Here is an 18,580-nt window from a genome sequence, read left to right as displayed (position 1 = left end):
ACTCACCGCATGCCGCGTAGCGCGGTCTGCAGGCGTTCCTGGGCGCGGCGTCGGCGTTCGTTGCTGGCACCGAGGATGAGCAGCAGGAAGCCGACCGGGATCAGTGCCAGCCACGGACCGAGGCTGAACAGCGCGTGCACGGCCGCGATGGCGGTGACCACCGCACCGACGATGACCGGTGCCTGCTGCTGGGTCATCGAGCCGAAGACCAGCACCGCGACCGCGCCGAGCAGCAGCAGCACCTGACGCATCGTGCTCGAATCGGTGGCCAGCACGATCGCCAGGGTCGGCACGAAGGCGGCGAGCAGCGCCGGTCCGTACGCCACCCAGCTGCTCAGGTCGCTGCGCTGGCGTAGCTCCAGCACCCCCACCAGCAGGGCCAGCGCGGCGAACGGCAGGGTGTACGCCTCGGGCAGGGCCACGTCGGCGACCCGCATCAGGATCCACCAGGCGGTGATCTCGCAGAGCACCACCGCCCAGAACAGCACCCGTCGCTCCGTCGGCCGGCGGCCGGGCCGGGTCGCCGCGAGGCCGAGGACCGCACCCCAGGCGGCGAGCAGCGCGGCGATGTGCCGAGGTGAGTCGAAGGCCAGCGCCAGCGCGATCAGCGCGGCGGCGTGGCCGCTCCACTCCACGGTCGCCGCCTCGCGACGCGCCTCTGGACGGCGGAGCCGGGGGAGAGTGGCGGAGAAGACCTGCAACGCCGCGCCGACCGCCAGCACTCCGAACGCCGACCAGACCGGGGCGAGCCCGGCCACCAGGCCGGCGGTGAGCACGAACAGTTGCGCCATCAGCGAGGCGAACAACCAGCCGAGCAGACGGGCCCGGGAAGTGAGGCCGTAGAGGGCGGCCACCAGCCCGACCCCGACCGCACCGCCGAGGGTGAACAGGGTCAGCTCCCGGGTGGCGAGACTGCCGGCGAGGCCGGCCCCGCCGGCCGCCAGCCCGATCACGAAGACCAGGACCCGGGCCAGTCGCAACGAGCGGGCCCGTTCCACCAGGGCCGGCGGCGGCGTCAGCGCCAGCCCCAGCATCGAGATGGTGAACACCGCCAGCGCCGACAGGGTGCTCGCCGGCCAGCCGCCGCCCAGCGCGATCGGGGCGATGAGCAGGGTGACTGCGGCGCCGGGCAGCACCACCGGCACGGCCCGGGACCGACGGCCACCGCTGAACCCGGTGGCGGCCAGGGCCGCCGTAGCGGTGAGCAGCAGCGCGGTGAGCACATGGGTCGGGTTGACCGCTGCCGGCGGCGGGTCGAGCAGGGCCGCCGGTGGCCCCTGCCAGATTCGGCCGACGGTGCGATGCGGATCGACGAGGGCCGCGATCAGCGCCGGGGCGATGGAGACCAGGGCCAGTACGGTCGGCAGGGCGGCGGCGGCCAGCGCGCCAGCGGCCGGGTTCACCCGCCACCGGCGCCGGTTGTCGTCGGGCAGCCGGCGCAGCGCCCCGTCGAGCAGCACGGTCCAGCGGCGTACCGGTTGGGCCGCGCCGACCGGCGGCTCCGTCGCCCCTCGGACGAGCTCGGCGAGCACACCGAGCAGCGCCGCCGCTGCGGCGTAGACCCCGACGGGCAGGGCGATCGGTACGGCGGCGAGCGCGGTCACGCTCGCCCCGCCGACCACGCCGGCGCTGGCCCAGGGCAGGTACTGGGGAACCTGCCGACGGGCTGCGGCCACCGCGGCCAGGCCGAGACTGGATGCGGCCAGGCCAGCGGTGAGCACCACCTGCGGGGTGTGACCGAACTCGACGGCGAGGGCGGCGGTGGCACCCGGCAGCGCCAACAGTGCCGCGCACAGACCCGCGCCACCGATCTGCGCCAGGTGCGGCGGCATGCCCTCCGCCTCGATGTCCTCGACGAGTGGCTCGGCCATGTTCCGGGCCAGCGCGGCCACCACCGCGCCGATCAGGACGATGCTGCCCAGGGCCAGCGCGGTCGTCCACGGCCGCACCAGCCCGGCGCCGGCCGCGTGCAGCGCGACCACCCCGGCCACGGTGATCCGGGACAGCGCCGCCCGGGGATCGACCGTGGCGACCGCGGCCATCCCGAAGATGGTGGCGACCATGCCGCCGATCAGGACCGGCGACCACCAGGGAAGCTCGAACGCGGCGGGAGCGCCGATGGTGGCGAGCACCACCGCCACGCCGGCCACGTCCCAGCGCCAGGGCGGGGGCAGCAGGATGCCGGCCGCGACCGCGAGCAGCACCAGGGCGATCGGTCCCTGCCAGGTCGTACCGCCGGTCGGCGCGGCCGGCCAACCACTCAGGTCACCGTTCCAGATCGGGCCGGGTGTGGCCAGCACGCCGACGCCGCCGCGCAGCGCCATCCAGCCGGCCAGCAGCCCGATCAGCAACCCACCGACCGTGAGGCCGAGCACCGGCCCGCGTCGCCACTCCTCGGGCATCGCCCGGGCCGCCACGGCGACCACCAGGACCAGCGCGGCGGCGACGGCGAGCTGCCCGCTGGGCGCGAGCACGGTGCCGATCCGTAGCAGGGTGGCGACAAGCGTGGCGGTCACCGCAGCGGCCGCAAGGTCGGAGCCGTCCAGGGTGAGATCGGAGCGGCGACCGGTGTCGATCGAGGGAGCCAGGAAGAGCAGCACCGCGGAGACCAGCAGCAGTGCGCCGACCCAGGCGTCCGCGACGGTGGCGCCTGGCGAGCCGAAACCGGCCGCAGCGACCACCAACGCGCCCAGACCGGTGCCCACCGACAGCGGCACCGGGATCTGGCGTTGCGACACCTGCACGACGGCGGCGTAGCCGAGCGTGACGCAGCAGGCGAGGAAGCTGGCCGCGAGCACCGGTACGGTCGCTTCACGCAGGCTCGCCGGGGTCGGCGTGGTGTCCACCGGCAGGGTGGCCGACACGAAGGCGGCCACCGCTCCGGGCAGGGCGAAGGCGGCACCTCCGGCGGCCCAGGCGGAGACGGTGTCCGCGGCTGCCGGGGCGAGCCGGATCCGCGGAGCGGCGGCGATCAGCGCACCGGCCACGACGAGGGTGGTCAGCACGGCGGCGGTCAACGCCGGCCGGGTGAGGGCCGCGCCCGCGCCGACCAGCCCGACCACGGCGGCGGCCACCGCGTGCGCCAGCGCAGCGCGGGGCGTACGCGCGGAGAGGCCAGCTGCCCCGATGCCGATCGCGGCCAGCACCATCGGCCACGGCGCCAACGTCCAGGCCAGCCCGAAGGAGGCCGGTACGGCAAGCGCGGTGAGCGCCGCACCGGTCACCGCGAACTCGCGGCGGATCTCCGGCGGCAGCGCCAGCACAGCGGCCACGGTCAGCAGGAAGGCGCTGGCCGCGAGCTGCCAGGCGGCCGGTCCCACGGCGGCGGCCAGTTCGACCGGGTACCGGTCGAGGTCCGCGGCCCAGGCCGGCAGCGCCGCCTGGACGGGGGCGATTCCGGCCCGCAGCGCACTGCCGGCGACCACCACCCCGCTGACCGTGAGCGCCACCGCGGAGGCCAGCTGCGGTCCCCGGCGGGCGGACTCGGGTACCGCCCGGACCGCCAGACCGGTGACCGTGATGACCGCCGCGATCAGCAGCAGGGCCCGGCCGGGCAGCGCCACCGAGGCGATCCGCCCCAGTGCGCCGATGACAGCGAGGGTGAACACGCCCGCGCCCAGGTCGGGCAGGGGCGGTCGGCGGAGCACCAGCGTCCCGGCCAGGCAGACCGCGGCGGCGAGGAGAAGCACCAGGCCGGCGCCGGTCGCGCCCGGCACGGTGGTCGTCCGCAGCAGGGCGGTCACCGCGTACGCCAGGGCGACGGCGACCGCCACCCCGTGCAGCACCCAGGTCAGTCCGCGCAGCCCGGGCACCGGTCGGGTCGCTCCGGTCGCGGTGCCGCCGACGGTGAGGTCCAGCAGTTCGCCGCCCTCCTCCGGCGCCGCCTCCGGCCTGCGGTCGGCCTGGCTCTCCTCGGCCGACCGCTGCCGGGGCGCTGCCGACCCGCCGGAGTCGGCCACGCCATCGGTGAGCGGCTGCTCCACGGTGACCGGTGAACGGGCCAGCCACAGGTCGAGCAGCGCGACCACGGTCAGCACCAGCGCCCAGCCCGCCGGGCCGGTGATCCGGTCGTACGCCAGCAGCGGCACCACCGGCTGCGCGGCCAGCACGGTGGCGAACCGGGGTGCGCGCAGCCTGGTCCACCCGGCGTAGCCGACCGAGACGGCAGCGGTGACCGCGAAGATCACTCCAGCGAAGACGGCACCGGAGGCACCGCCGTTGCCGATCCGGTCCACGGCCCACAACGCGTACCCCGCGAGCGGCACCAGGAGCAGACCCACCGCGGCGATGGTCTCGGCCGTGGAGGTCAACCCGCGCCGGACCAGCACCGGCGGGGCGAGCAGCATCAGTACCGTCGCGAGCAGCAGGATGCCGAGTCGGGCCAACGCGTCCATCGAGCTGGTGGCGACCACGGCGAAGACCACGGCGGCGACGCCGAGCAGCAGCGCGCCGAGGCCGAGGGGGATGTTCTGGACCTCCCGTGAGGAGGCTTCCGGTGGATGCTCAGGGTCGTCGGCGTCCAGCCAGACGGGTTCGGTCGGTGGCGGTGGACCCTGGGTACCGGCGCCCTGCCGGGGGACCCGGGGCGGCGGAGTCGCGCCGTCGCGGGGTGGCGAGGCATCCTCGGACGTGGGGCGCCGCGGCGGCCGACGACGGAGTACGCGGCGGGGGCGGGTGGCCTGCCGGAGCCGCTCGTCACCCTGACTGCCGGCGTGCGAGAGGATGTCCCGCTGAAAGAGCGCGGCCTGCATCTTCGCGGCGAGCTGCCGTTGCTCGCGGGCGATGGCGGCCTCGCGGGCCTTCAGCTCCGCGATGGATCGTTCGATCTCCGCCAGGTGATCGGCCCATTGTGGCTGGTGCGCGCCGCAGTGCGGGCAGCGAACCGCCGGCTTGATCTCCCGGCCGCACGAAGGGCACTGAAAGTTCGCCACGACACCCCTCCACCCGCACTGTGGATTCCCACTGTCGCAGCATGCCCAAAGCGGGCCGGGAATTCGACAGTTGTCGGCGGGTCAAGCGCCAACATCACCGAAAGGCGCGATCACGGTCGCCCCATGCCGCGGTACTCCCAGCCGGCCTGGGTCCACAGTGCGGGGTCGAGGCAGTTGCGGGCGTCGACGATTCGGCGGCCGGCGACGAGGTCGCCGAGGTGGCTGGGGTCGGCGTTGCGGAAGTCGGCCCATTCGGTGAGGACGCAGACCAGGTCGGCGCCGGTGACCGCCTCGGCCATGTCGGGCTCGTAGGTCAGTTCCGGTACGGCCCGGCGGGCGTTCTCCATGCCTTGGGGGTCGTAGACGTGGACGTTGGCGCCGGCCTTGTGGAGCAGGGCGGCGACGGCGAGGGCGGGTGCGTCGCGTACGTCGTCGGTGTTGGGTTTGAAGGTGGCGCCGAGCACGGCGATGCGGGTGCCGGACAGGTCGGGGCCGGCGGGGCCGGAGCGGCGGCCGAGCAGGTCGGCGGCGAGTTGCAGGACGCGGGTACGGCGGCGCAGGTTGATCAGGTCGACTTCGTGCAGGAAGCGTAGGGCTTCGCCGGCGCCGAGTTCCTGGGCGCGGGCCTGGAAGGCGCGGATGTCCTTGGGGAGGCAGGCGCCGCCGAAGCCGAGGCCGGCCTGGAGGAAGCGGTTGCCGATGCGGGGGTCGTAGCCGATGGCCTTGGCGAGTTGGGTGACGTCGCCGCCGGAGGCTTCGCAGACCTCGGCCATGGCGTTGATGAAGGAGATCTTGGTGGCGAGGAAGGCGTTGGCGGCGACCTTGACCAGTTCGGCGGTGGCGAAGTCGGTGACGACCAGGGGTACTTCGCGGTCCTCGGTGGCGGCGAGGTCGAACACGCCCTTGTGGGCGGCGTAGAGCATGCCGTTGGCCCATTCGCTCTTGACGCCGACGACGATGCGGTTGGGTCGGAGCACGTCGTCGACGGCGAAGCCCTCCTGAAGGAACTCGGGGCTCCAGGCGACCTCGACGCCGAGGTCGGCGGGGGTGTGTTTGCCGACGAGTTGCTCCACCCATTCGGCGGTGCCGACCGGGACGGTGGACTTGCCGACGATCAGCGCCTTGCGGGTCAGGTGCTGGGCGAGGCCGGTGACCGACGCCTCGACGTAGGACAGGTCGGCGCCCATGCCGTCGGCCCGCTGGGGGGTGCCCACGCAGATGAAGTGCACGTCACCGAACTCGGCGGTCTCGGCGATGTCGGTGCTGAACCGCAGCCGACCGGCGGCCAGGTTACGCCGCAGCAGCTCGTCCAGGCCGGGCTCGTGGATCGGCACCTCACCCGCGTTCAGCTTGGCGATCTTGTCCGCGTCGACGTCGAACCCGAGCACCTCGTAGCCGAGCTCGGCGTAGCAGATGGCGTAGGTCGCGCCGAGGTAGCCGGTGCCCAGGAAGGTCACCCGAGGGCGGGAGGCACCCGAGGGGGGCGTGACCGCCGCGATGGCGGGCACCGGCTGGGTGTTCGGGTACGGGATGGTCACGCCTGTCTTCTCCGCTCACACTGGCGCCGCGTGGCTGCGTCGCATTCCTTTGCGGCGCCACGGCGGGGCGCCGGAGAGGTGGTGGTCGTCTGCTGGGTTCCATCATCGCCGAGCGGCTTCAGGGTTTCGTCTTGCCCCAGCCTACGCGCCGGTAACATCGCCTGAACTGTGGTCGTTATCCTTCAGTCTGCGCGGTGGGTGTCCAGGTGACGCTACAGACTGCGCATGATAGCGGTGAAGGGGAGGGGCTGACATGGCCGCAGAGCAGTCGTTCGACGCGTACCGCCTGCCGGAGGAGCACGAGGCGATCCGGGAAGCGGTCCGTGAGGTCTGTGCGGCCAAGGTGGCTCCGCACGCGGCCGAGGCCGATGAGACAGGTGAGTTCCCGAAGGCGTCGTACGACGCGCTACGTGCCGCCGACTTCCACGCACCGCACATCCCGGTCGAGTACGGCGGGGCCGGAGCGGACGCGCTGGCCACGGCGATCGTGATCGAGGAGGTCGCGCGGGCCTGCGCCTCGTCCTCGCTGATCCCGGCGGTGAACAAGCTGGGCACGATGCCACTGCTGCTGGCCGGCTCCGACGAGATCAAGCGCCGCTACCTGACGCCGGTCGCCAGCGGCGAGGCGATGTTCTCGTACTGCCTCTCCGAGCCGGAGGCGGGCAGCGACGCGGCCGCGATGACCACCCGGGCGGTACGTGACGGCGATCACTGGGTGCTCAACGGTGTGAAGCGCTGGATCACAAACGCCGGTGTCTCGGAGTTCTACACCGTCTTCGCGACGACCGACCCCACCGCCCGCTCCCGGGGCATTTCCGCCTTCGTGGTCGAGAAGTCCGATCCGGGGGTCAGCTTCGGCGCGCCCGAGAAGAAGCTGGGCATCAAGGGCTCCCCGACCCGCGAGGTCTACCTGGACAACGTCCGGATCCCGGCGGACCGGATGATCGGCGCCGAGGGCACCGGCTTCGCCACCGCGATGAAGACCCTGGACCACACCCGGGTCACCATCGCCGCGCAGGCCGTCGGCATCGCGCAGGGCGCGCTCGACTACGCCAAGGGGTACGTCGCCGAGCGCAAGCAGTTCGGCAAGGCGGTCGCCGAGTTCCAGGGCGTGCAGTTCATGCTCGCCGACATGGGCATGAAGCTGGAGGCGGCCCGGCAGCTGACGTACGCGGCGGCCGGCCGCTCCGAGCGCGGCGACGCCGACCTGACCTACTTCGGCGCGGCAGCCAAGTGCTTCGCCTCGGACGCGGCCATGGAGATCACCACCGACGCGGTGCAACTGCTCGGCGGCTACGGCTACACCCGTGACTACCCGGTCGAGCGGATGATGCGGGACGCCAAGATCACGCAGATCTACGAGGGCACCAACCAGGTGCAGCGCATCGTGATGGCCCGCCAACTGCTCAAGGACTGACCGGAACCGGGTCGCCCGTCCGGCTCTCGGGTGGGCGACCGCCTGGGCCCGGCCGTTCGCCCGCCCGCCGTGCGATCGCCAGCGCGGTCCGTGGCACCGGCACCCGCTGCCAGTGGGCGACGGCCCGCCGGATCTCGGTCACCAGCAGCCGTCCGTGGACGGTGAGCCCGTCGGTGGCCAGCAGCGCTTCGGCCGTCCGGCGGCAGGCCGAGCGCAGGCGACCGAATTCGACCTGAGCGTGCAGGACCCCCGGCGAGTGCGGCTCGCGGTGCCACTGCCGGTACCAGAAGCCCAGTACGCCCGCGTGCGCGTACAGGCCCTGCACCAGGGCGGGCAACGGACGCGGATCCGGCCGCCACGGGGCGTGCAGGCGCAGGTCGTGCCCGCTCCGGACGAGCGGGAACAGATCGGCCAGGGCGGCGAGCTTGCTGTGCTGAAGTTCATGCACCAGCGCCGCCGCCACCGAGGGTGGATCGCCACCGGCGGAGAGCGCGACACAGCCTGCCCCGTCCGGATGGGTTCCGCTGACCAAACCGTCCGTGTCGTCGGTTGTGGGTGATCGAGCCGGCACCGGCATGATCATGGTGATCGCGGCGGCCAACGCTCGGGCGTGTCGCCGGTGGTTGGTGGTGAGTACCCGCCACGCGGCGGCGAGGGACGTGTGCAGCGCCGTGGTCTCGGCGCGGGAGACCGGCCCGGCGAGCGCCGGATCGACCAGCGACCACAGCTGGTCGAGGCGGACGTCGAGCCCGCCGCCAGCGTGCAGCCGGGGCAACGACGACCAGGACGTGCCGTCCGCCGGCCCGTCGTCGACAGTCACCGCCCCCGCGGCGACCTCCAGCCGGATCGCGCTGGTTGCCGGCGGCAGCAGGACGTGCCCCAGTGCGGGCAGCGCGAGGCGTCCCGGCATGCTGGACCGTGTCGGGAACTCGACACGCACCGATGCCCCGGCTGCCATGGCGACGGCAGCCGCGACTTGCGCCAGGGCCGCCGGCCGGGCGCGCGCCGGGTCCGTCGAACGCAGCGCGGCGAAGGTGTCGGCGAGCCAGACCCCGACCGTGGGATAGAGCAGGATTCGCCGCGCCGCCGCCGGGTGAGCCGCCCGCAGAACCCCCAGCTGCTGCCAGGCATGCAGGGCCGGGGCTGCGTCCGGGTGGCGCTGCCGGACGGCCAGGTCCACCACTGCGCGCAGGCTCAGCAGGTTCCGGCTGTGTCGGGCGGCGAGCAACCGGTCGATGGTGGTCGACCCGCCGCCACCGCGCGCCACCGCCAGGAAGGACTCGGCCGGCATCCGATGCCGCGGGGTGCGCATGGTGCCTCCGTTGACGTCGGTCGACGGCGGGGACGATGAATAACTGTGAAGGCTACGATAGGTTACTGTCGAAGCGCTGGCTGTGCTCGTCGGGCTACCTGGGCGGGGGTCGAAGGTGAGGCGGACCATGCCGGGGATGGAAGGCGAGCCCCGACCACTGATCTCCGAGCTGATCGATGTGGACGGTCTCACGCAGAATGAGCTGGAAGCCCTGCCCCGAAGTCTGCTCCACCGCTCTCTGCGGCGGCTGCTGTCCGAGCGCGACGAGTGGGCCGGCGACTTCCTGTGGTTCGACAACGTCAACACCGGCAACCCGGGGTTCGATCGGCGCGACCGCCGTCCGGCCGAGGAGGCTGAGACGGCGGAGATGGGGGAAGGCGGCATGGACGACGACGGCCGACCGGAGCGCCGGTGACCGGGCCGGTTCGGGTGGTGGATTCCACCATCGCAGGCACGCAGGTAGTGGCGTTCCTGGCGCCCGCCGGCCAGGTGGGACGGACGCGCATCGTCAGCAACCTGGGTTGGATGCTGGCCCGTGCCGGGCAGCGGGTGCTGGTGGTCGACGCCGGGCGCGGTGCCGGCCGGGTGCACGAACACCTGCGGATGTTCCACGTCGAGCAGTGGCCGGTCGCCGAGCAGTTGCCGCCAGATCTCACCCGGTTGCTGTTCGCCGCACCGGCCGCGGCCAGCGGTACGGAGCCGGCCCTGCGGCGGTACGCGGCGACGCCCGGCCGGCTGGACGTCGTCTGGATCGCCGACCCGACTCCCTCCGACCCGAACGGGGCGGGGGAGGCCTCCCGCAGCGAGCTGCGCCGGCAACTGCGCTTCACCGAGTACGACACGGTCTTGCTGGTGCCCCGGGTGGCCGCCGGCTGGGTGGCCCAGTGGGTCGCGGTGCTCTGCGACACGGTGGCGGTGTGTTTCCCGTACGACCGGGCAGGGCTGACCGAGGCGGTGGAGCTGGGCCGCCAGGTGCACGGGGCGGCCCCGGCCGGGGTGCGCGTCGTCTCGGTGGCCACCGGGCTGCCCGAGGGGGATCCGGACGGAGTGGCCCGGCACCGCCGGTCGGCGGCTAGCCGCTTCGCCGAGGCCCTCGCCCTGCCGGCCGGCAGCGATGAGCTGGTCACGGTCGAGCTGCCGGCGGTGGCCAGCGGGCCGGCCCTGGTGCCGTTGCTGGACCGCTCCGCCCATCAGACCAGGCTGCTCGACGCGTACGGCGGCTTGCTGTCGGCGGTTACCGACGGCCGGCTGGGATCGGTGCCGGAGGAAGCGGAGCCGGCCCGCCTGCGCTACCAGTACGCGCTGAACCACCTGCTGCCCGACGGTCCCGGGCCGGTCGCGGTCAGCTATCCAGTGGCGCAGCGGCCCTGGGTTGACTGGCTGCGGACGGCACTGGCCGGCCTGGGGGTGACGATGCGGCCCTGGCCGGCTCCCGGGCCGGAGGGGCCCGGTCCGGCACCGGCCACGCTACTGGCCGTGGTGCCGTGGGACGGTTCCGCCGACGACTGGCTGTCCGAGCAGGACGATCAGGCTCGCGCGGCGGGCTGCGCGGAGATCCTGGTGGTGCGTACCGGCGAACCGCCGACGGGTGGCCCACCAGCCGGGCGGACCGGTCAGATCGACCTCGCCGGCTGTTCGCCGGAGACGGCCCGGCGGCGCCTGGCTGGCGCGCTGGGGCTGGCCGGGCTGCCGCCGGTGGACGACGACGGCCGGGACTGGAGCCCTGCTCTGCCCGGCACTCGGGAGCCAGCGACCATGTTCCGGCTGCCCCGGCGTCGACGCCGGTTCGTCGGCCGTGACCGGAGCCTGGAGGAGTTGCGCGATCTGCTGCTGTCCGGTCCGGCCGGGCACGTCCTGGAACTGCGCGGGCCGGCTGCGGTCGGCAAGACCAGCCTCCTGTGTGAGTACGCCCACCGCTTCCGCCACGACTATCAGCTGATCGCCTGGATCGCCGCCGACAGCCGCTACGACGTGCGCAGCTCGCTGACCGACCTCGCCGCCGATCTGGGGGTGGAGCCGAAAGGCAACCCGGTTCAGGAGGTACTGCGGGAGCTTGGTCGACGCCCGGGGCAGTGGTTGCTGATCTACGACGGCGCCGACGAGGAGGATCTCACCGGGCTGCTGCCCGAGGGCACCGGCCACGTGGTGGTCACCCGCCGCAACGGAGCCGACGACGAGCAGGCCGCCGCAGTGGTCCAGCTCGGCCAGCTTACCGACGATGAGGCTGCGCAACTGCTGACCAGTCGGGTGCCGGGGCTGTCCCCCGCCTCGGCGGCGACCGTGGTGCAGACCGTCGGTGGCCTTCCGCTGGATCTGCGACTGACCTCGGGCCTGCTCGGGCAGGCCGGCATCCTGCTCAATCAGCGGCAGGGCGCGGCGGAGTCGCGGGCCGCCGACAGCGTCGTACCGGCGTTCTGCGCGGCGTTCGCCGAGCGTGATCCAGCGGCCAGTTCGTCCACCCGGATCGTCCAGGTCGCACTGGCCCTGATGGGTGAGGAGCTGAGCGGCCGGATGGCGGTGGTGCTGGCCCAGGCCTGCGCCTTCACCTCCCCCTTGGGCATGTCGCTGCGGCTGGCCCGGTCGCGGGAGATGCGGGTGCAACTCGCCGCCGCGTTGCCGGACGCGGACGCGGAGATGCTCCGACTCGACGGCTGGGAGATGGACCGGGCGCTGGCGACCGCCGCCCGGTACCGGCTGCTGGACGTCGACTGGGGCCGGGGCGGCCGGCTGCGGATGCACCCGGTGGTTCAGGGGGTGCTGCTTGCCGAGATGTCCGAGGCCGAGCGCGAGGAGCGGCGGGACCAGTTCCTGCGCGGCCTGGCCGACAGCGCCCAGCCGTCCGTGGCCGCCGAATCGGCCGAGCGCCGTGAGTTGCACCGGCACCTGCACAGCTCCGGAGGGCTCGACGCGGACGGTCCGGACGAGGTCCGCCGGCTCATCGTCGAACAGCTCGAACACCTGCTGGTGCGCGGCAGCCACGAGACGCCCGAGGCGCTGCGGAGTTGGCAGCCGGTGCTGCAGCGGTGGTTGGACACCTACGGCTGGAGTGACCGGTTGACGCTGCGGCTCGCCACCCGGCTGGCCGACGGACACCGCATCCTCGGTCGGTACGCCGAGGCGCACCGGATCAGCGTCGATACGCTGCGGGAGGGGCTGGCGCTGTTCGGACCGGAGCATCCCCGGGTCCTGGTGACCCGGCGCGGCCTCGCCGGGGACCTGCGCGGGTTGGGCGAATTCCGGGCCGCGCTGGTGGAGGACCAGACCACCTGGCGCGGCTTCCGGGACCAGTTGGGCAACGACCATCCCGAGACGCTGGTCGCGGCACACAACCTGACCCTGTCGTTCTACCTTGCCGGTCGGGCCGACGAAGCGCTGGCGGAAGCGCGTCGCACGCTCGTGCGGCGGCAGCGGCTGCTCGGCAATCACCATCCGAGCACCCTCCGACTGATCAACGATATCGGCCGGTACCTTTGCGAGTTGGGTGAGGTCGACCAGGCCCGGCGGTTGCTTCAGGACGCACAACAGCGCCGTCAGCACGACCTGGGTCACCGGGACGACGACGAGTTGCTGCTGCGCATCATCCGTAACCTGGCGGTGACCGCGCGCCGGCAGCGCCGGTTCACCCGGGCAAAAGAGATCAACGGTCAGGCATACGTGGCGCTACGCCGGATGCAGGGCGCGGACGGCCCGCTGACCCGCAGCTGCCGGGCGAGCCTCGCCGTCGACTACCACCTCACCGGTGAGATCGGCGACGCGGTGCGGCTCGTCGAGCAGAGCCTCACCGGCTACGAGCGTGACCTGGGGGCGGCGCACCCGTTCACCCACGTCTGCCGCAGCCTGCGGTCGGTGCTGCTGCGGCCGACGCAGGCCGGTGAGGCAGTGGTGGAAGGCAACAAGGCAGTGGCCGGTCTGGACAGCACGCTGGGATCCGGCCACCCGTGGGTGGTCGCCGGGCTGATCAACCAGGCCGGCAACCTGTCCGTCGCAGGCGAGCCCGACTCGGCGGAGCAACTGCTGCGCGACGCGCTGGAACAGGGCCGCACGTTCCTGGGGCACCACCACCCCTATCTGCGGGCCGCACGCCGGACGTTGGCCGAGGTGATCAGCCAAGGCGAGGTCGGCGGCGCGTCCGACTCCGGCATGGTCTCGTTCGGCTTCATCGATGTGGAGGTGCCGGAGACATGAGCGCGGACACCCCGGCCGACGCGGCGCAATCGCCGACCCCAGCGGTACCGAAGGGTAGCCCGACGACGCAGGTAACCGTCACGGTGGGTGCCCATCTCGGCGACCGCCCACCGCCAGCGATGCGGCTGTGCGAGGAACTGGTCGCCCGGTTGCCGGCGCTGGCGCACCTGGCCCGCTACACCGCCGGCACCGGGGACTTCGCGGTGGACCTGGCCGGCGCGAGTCCGTCACCGGCCCAGCGTCAGCTGATCGGGCGCGACGTGGTGTACGCGATGGTCGGTCTCGACGCGCAGTTGCGCGGTGCCCGCAGCGGTGACCTGGTGCGCCTGCTGCTGCACACGGACCGCGGTGCGCTGATCGGTCTCGCCGTCCTGCGGGAGCAGTACCTGGTCGCGCTCACCTGGCCGGACGAGACGCTCGGCGTGTCCGGGGAGGCCGCCGAAGCGGTCCGCCAGGTCGATGCGGAGCTGTCGGGCCTGGCCAACCAGTTGCGCCGAGCCGTCAGCCAGCGACCCGCCGACTACGGCGGCTGGCTCGAACTCAGCGACGAGGAACGGGCCTCGATCGTTCGGGCCGCTGCCGTGTCCGAGGCCACCTCGGTCGACGCGGACGGAATGCCGGCCCGGGTGTGGGCGCGTACCGCCGCAGCGGAGTCGCTGGCCACCATCTGCCGCCGCCATCTGAGCGTGGACGGTCTGCATTTCGTCGCGGTCTGCCGACCAGGGGAGGTGCTCGCCACGGCGGACGTGCTTGACAGCCCCCGGCTGGAGCGGTTCTTCGACGGCACCTCGGCGGAGGCCCGCCGGGACTTCTACACCCTGTTCGGCCAGCGGCTCGACGTGCAGCTGCGGGCACTGATCCGGGCCGCGCACCCGGCGCTCGGCGCGCGGGTGCACCGGCTGGTGCTCGACGTCGAGCAGGGCGAGATCTACTGTCTGCCGCTGTCGGTCGATCGGTACCTGCTCGCGGTCACCCTCGATCAGCATCGGGTACAGACCGCCGAGAAGCAGGCCCTGGCGCTTCGGCGGGCGCTGCCCTGATCTGCCGCACGGCAGAGCGGGCGACGACGGTCAGTGCTCGGCTGTGCCGAACGGTGCCAGGAGCTCGTGATGGACCCGGGCGCTGAAGTCGCTCAGGACCTCCTCGGCCTCCTGCTGCTGCTGACTGCCGACGCCCGGATAGCCGACCATCTCGCGCAAGGCGCGCAGCTCGTAGAGCGGAAGGTAGCCGTAGACGACGTCGAAGACCTTGCACAGGTCATCGAGGCGCTCGCGATGAGACATCGCCAGCCGGCCGTCGGTGGTGGACGTCGCGGTCCGATACCAGTCGACCAGGGCGTGGCCGAACGCCTCGATCAGCGCGTTCAGCAGGGCGGTCACGCCGGTGGCGGCCTGCACCTGTGAGGTGCCGATCCGAGCGCGTACCGATTGGCGGGCCGTCCGGCCACTCTCGCCCTCGTGGAACGTACGGCGCAGCAGTTCCCGTGTGGACGTCATCAGGTCCACCGAGCCGAACGCGTCGTCGAAGAGTTGCACCACTGGCTGCGGCAGCGTGGTGACCACGCTGGCGTGCCCCTGCCGGTCTCCGATCCCACCACGCTGGATCTCGTGTAGCTCCCGCTGGATCGCGGTGAGCTGCTGGTCGTAGTGTCCGCGTAGGTCGTCGAGCGAACCGGTCAGCAGGGTGATCATGTGCTGAGTCGCGGACTGGCGGCGATCCAGCCGGGCCAACTGCGGGGACAGCGTCGCGAGCGGGCCCTCCGCCGTGTAGCGCTCCTCCAGCCGGGCCGCCATCGCCTTGAACTCGACAGCGAAATGATCGGGAAAGGACCGCTGCCGGTAGGCCAAAGGTTCCCGGCCGATGGCGTCGAGCAACTGCTCACGGAACCGGTCTGGAAACGGGCCGAGGACGACCAGCAGGAGTTCGCAGTCGGTTTGGGACCTGACGGCCCGGCCCCGCTGCTGCACCGTCGCCAGGTCGAACTCGTCGAGCATCGGCTCGGCGAGCAGGACGCCGCAGCCAGCGCCCTGGCTCCCGACCGGCACCCAGTAGTCGACCCGGGTGTCCTCCGTACCGCCCACGAAGTATCCGGGCACGTAGTTGTCGTATCCCGAGGCCACCAGGACCTGGCGGATCTCGTCCCGGACGTTGACGGTGCCGTCCGAGTCGTACAGCTCCCGAGCCTCCTGCCGCACCATGGGATGGGTGACGGTGGAACGCTGGTCACGGGCACGACGCCACAGCCGATGGCAGAGCGAGATGATGCCGCGCGGCACCCCGTTGGCCAGCTCAGCCACGTACGCCAGGGTCTGCTCGGTGAACGGTGCCAGCCGTCCGCGCTGCCGATTGCGTACGTACGCCTGCACCTCGACGGCGGTGAGCGGTGACATGACGATCTGCTCGTCAATGCGGTCCCGCACGTCACGCCGCATGTTGCTGAGCAGATCCGGCAGGCCGGCCAGGAGCAGAAAGGTGTTGGACGCGGCGAAGACCCGCAGCATCTCCTTGAACGCGTCGAGCGCCTCGTCCTCGTGCCGACCGGCGGCGGTGAGCAACTGGTCCAGCTCGTCGATGACCACGACGAAGGGATGTGAGCCGTGCCCGATCAACAGGGCGAACACCCCCATCGCCTGAAGGGCGGTCGTCTCGCTGCTGGTGATCGTGCCGGTGATGCCGCGTTCGCGCAGTACGTCGGCGGGGGGACGGCCGCTGAACCACTCCCACACCGCGTCCTCGAAACCGCCTCGCAACAGCAGGGTGAGTGCCTGAGAGAACTCGGCGTTCCCGGTCACCTGCCGCAGTCGTTCCCGCAGCTGAAGCAGGAACTCGCTCTCGAACAGGCTGAGCCGGTCGACGGCCCGGACCGGGTCGATGTGACCCGCGGCCAGCTTCTCCGCCAGCGGCAGGGTCGCCTCGGAGGCCCGCAACTCGTCGGCGACGATCTCGGCGTAGTAGCGGCGGACCCGGTCGTGCACCAACTCCCGCCGTTGGGCCAGCCGGTCGGCGAACGCCCGGTACAACGAGATGAAGGTGTCCGGCGGCGCGTTGAGGTGCATCGACTGCACCCCGCCGGAGCGTTGCTCGGTGGCGTACCGGATCAGGTGCGCCGCGAGGTGGGTCTTGCCGGTGCCGTAGTCACCGACCACTGCCACCACCTGCCCGGAGGGCACCCGCGGGTCGTCGGCGCGGCCGGCGAGGTAGGTGTCCATCGCCCGCAGGGCCCTGCGGATCGCCGGTGTCTCGATGGTGAACACTGTGGAAGCGCCGTCGGCGATCTGCGCGACCGCGCTTGAGGGGAAGGGGTTCACCTCACCGGTCAGATCCAGGTCTTCGGCGTCCATCAGGGTCGCGTCTCCAGCAGGTCGGCGGCGTGCTTCACATAATGATCAGAGATGTGTTGATAGGTGACTTCCTTCGGAAGGACACTTTGTACGCGGAGTTGCGCGTACACGCCGTACAGTAGCCGCTGCACCTCGCCGATGGAGACAAGCCGACGACTGATCAGTTCCTCCAACGCGGTCTTCGCCACCGGCGGCAGCACGTCCCGCAACGGGTGCAGGCGCTCGCTGGCGAAGACTCCGGCATCGGCCGAATCGAGGCGGCCCACCTGTAGGTGTACCGGCGGGATCGCGCCGGCCTGGTCCATCCGCAACCGGTGGTCGTTGGACAACTCGGCGGTCGTCTCGGCGAAGAAGACCATCCGCTGGCCGACGTCCTGGGTGTACTGGACGAGTTCGTCGACCAGTTCGGTCGACGGCAACAGAACGATAAGCGCGCAGTGCTCGTCGAGGCAGTTCGGCAACGTCCGCAGCGCCTCGTCCGGGCTGTGCCGCTGCTGGTAGGCGAGATCGTGGATGAGCGTCTTGTTCGCGTACAGCTTGTCGAGCAGCGCGGCGTAGACCCTGGCCCGGCGCGCAGCCATCGACTCGGCGATGGAACTGCCCCGGGTGACGTCGACGACCACTGCGGTCAGTTGCGCCTCGGTGCGCATCTGATCCTGCAACCAGTGCGCACAACGGTTGATCAGCGACGACTTCCCACACCCTCGACCACCAGCGGTCACCACCAGCCGCCCGTCGAGGCGCAGGTACCCGGGATCGGTGAACCGATCGCAGAACTCCTCGAAGGCCCCCTGGGTGTTGTCCACCGGCACGTACAGCCCGAGGTGGGTCTCGTGCCGCAGCGGATTCAGCGGAGCGTTGTCGCGTACCTCGCCCGGTAAGGCGAACGGATTTTCCGGCACCGTGGTCACCGGTGAAGACCCCCCGTCGTCATCGCGCGGTCACCGGCGGCCGGTCCCGGAACAGCCCCGGTTCTTGGATCGCCTGGGCGACCCGTTCGACGTCGGACTCCAACCGCAGTAGCGCTGCGCGGACGTCGGACGTCCAGCCCCGCCGGTCCGGCGGGCGCTGGGCGTGCCAGCCGGCGGCCAGCGACTCGCCGTGCGGCGCGGCGTCCAGTGCCGTGCTGATCTGCACCGGCAGGTCCCAGGCGGGATGCGCCGCCGCTACGGCGTTCAGCCGGGCGGCCAGCTCCAACCGCCGGTCGACGACGGCCTCGTCGTCGGGTGCCAGCCCAGGGCCGGGCTGCGCCAGCTCGCGCAGCAATTGCTCGACCGCCAGACGGTACGCCCGCATGGCGTCGCGGAGCCGTTCGGCCTCCATCCGCCGGGCGCCGGCGGTGGCCAGCCGGCGGGTGAAGTACGCCGCGAGCACGCCGGTGACGACGGCGAGGGTGCCGCTGACGAGCGTTACCACCAGAGAGGGGGCGAGCGTGGACCACGGCGACGTTCCACCGGACCCGGCGCCACCCTGCTTGCCGGCGGCGATGAGGGCCAGGCAGGTCCGGTCGAAGTCCGCCGGTTGGGCCGACCGCCACGCCACCAGGTCACCCTCGCCTCCGGGCCAACGTAGCGTGTCCACAGTCGATTCGGGCGAGACCAGGCCGAGGCTGCGGGCCGCGTCCACCAGGGCGGGCCGACGTGCCGCGGCCAGACAGTGGACCACGGCCCCGTCGTCCACGGTGGGCCGGGCCCCGGAGCGGCGCCACAGCCAGCCGGTGACGAGCAGGACGACCAGGAAGACGACCGCCGCCACGACCGCGAGGCGGGCAAGCGTGACGAGACGCACTCGCATAGCCGCTGACTGTAGTGACCGGTGTCGAGGTGGTGGTAGGGACGAATGGGGCGGATGTCCGC

At 72.3% G+C, this 18,580-nt stretch carries 10 protein-coding genes; 4 read left to right on the top strand and 6 right to left on the bottom strand.

What is annotated here, in order from left to right:
* Positions 1 to 2: 2 nt before the first annotated feature.
* Together O7624_RS11340 and O7624_RS11335 are read right to left on the bottom strand one after the other, a co-directional pair.
* Entirely contained in the window at positions 3 to 4,931 is a 4,929-nt protein-coding gene (locus O7624_RS11340) for a zinc ribbon domain-containing protein (RefSeq protein WP_282239984.1), read from the bottom strand.
* 110 nt (positions 4,932 to 5,041) lie between these two features.
* Complete coding sequence (locus O7624_RS11335; protein WP_210938049.1) at positions 5,042 to 6,469, bottom strand: UDP-glucose/GDP-mannose dehydrogenase family protein; 1,428 nt, start codon at positions 6,467 to 6,469, stop codon at positions 5,042 to 5,044.
* A gap of 253 nt (positions 6,470 to 6,722) precedes the next feature.
* Between O7624_RS11335 and O7624_RS11330 the strand changes: the two genes are divergently transcribed.
* Positions 6,723 to 7,886, top strand: a complete 1,164-nt coding sequence (locus tag O7624_RS11330) for an acyl-CoA dehydrogenase family protein (RefSeq protein ID WP_282239983.1) — start codon at positions 6,723 to 6,725, stop codon at positions 7,884 to 7,886.
* On the opposite strand, the gene O7624_RS11325 is transcribed toward O7624_RS11330, so the two are convergent.
* Positions 7,876 to 9,198, bottom strand: a complete 1,323-nt coding sequence (locus O7624_RS11325; RefSeq protein ID WP_282239982.1) for an HEXXH motif-containing putative peptide modification protein — start codon at positions 9,196 to 9,198, stop codon at positions 7,876 to 7,878. The two genes, O7624_RS11330 and O7624_RS11325, sit on opposite strands and share 11 nt — an antisense overlap.
* Positions 9,199 to 9,325: 127 nt before the next feature.
* On the opposite strand from O7624_RS11325, the gene O7624_RS11320 reads away from it, so the two are divergent.
* From O7624_RS11320 to O7624_RS11310, 3 genes are read left to right on the top strand one after another with little or no spacing between them, the layout of a single operon-like run.
* Positions 9,326 to 9,613, top strand: a complete 288-nt coding sequence (locus tag O7624_RS11320) for a hypothetical protein (RefSeq protein WP_282239981.1) — start codon at positions 9,326 to 9,328, stop codon at positions 9,611 to 9,613.
* Entirely contained in the window at positions 9,610 to 13,383 is a 3,774-nt protein-coding gene (gene fxsT, locus O7624_RS11315) for an FxSxx-COOH system tetratricopeptide repeat protein (RefSeq protein WP_282239980.1), read from the top strand. Before O7624_RS11320 ends, fxsT begins: the two co-directional genes overlap by 4 nt.
* A complete protein-coding gene (locus O7624_RS11310) occupies positions 13,380 to 14,423 on the top strand; it encodes a hypothetical protein (protein ID WP_093406456.1) in 1,044 nt (347 codons plus the stop codon). Before fxsT ends, O7624_RS11310 begins: the two co-directional genes overlap by 4 nt.
* A gap of 30 nt (positions 14,424 to 14,453) precedes the next feature.
* On the opposite strand, the gene O7624_RS11305 is transcribed toward O7624_RS11310, so the two are convergent.
* From O7624_RS11305 to O7624_RS11295, 3 genes are read right to left on the bottom strand one after another with little or no spacing between them, the layout of a single operon-like run.
* On the bottom strand, positions 14,454 to 16,724 hold the full coding sequence (locus O7624_RS11305) for a BREX system ATP-binding domain-containing protein (RefSeq protein WP_282239979.1): 2,271 nt from the start codon (positions 16,722 to 16,724) through the stop codon (positions 14,454 to 14,456).
* Positions 16,724 to 17,635 (bottom strand): hypothetical protein, encoded by a 912-nt coding sequence (locus tag O7624_RS11300; RefSeq protein ID WP_282239978.1) that lies wholly within the window; start codon positions 17,633 to 17,635, stop codon positions 16,724 to 16,726. Before O7624_RS11300 ends, O7624_RS11305 begins: the two co-directional genes overlap by 1 nt.
* A 19-nt stretch (positions 17,636 to 17,654) precedes the next feature.
* Positions 17,655 to 18,518 carry a hypothetical protein gene (locus O7624_RS11295; protein WP_139233161.1) on the bottom strand — a complete coding sequence of 288 codons (864 nt, stop codon included), beginning with the start codon at positions 18,516 to 18,518 and terminating at the stop codon, positions 17,655 to 17,657.
* Positions 18,519 to 18,580 lie beyond the last annotated feature (62 nt).

The sequence above is a fragment of the Verrucosispora sp. WMMD1129 genome, assembly GCF_029581255.1.
Taxonomy (GTDB): domain Bacteria; phylum Actinomycetota; class Actinomycetes; order Mycobacteriales; family Micromonosporaceae; genus Micromonospora; species Micromonospora sediminimaris.
This window is presented reverse-complemented; position numbering and strand designations above follow the sequence as displayed.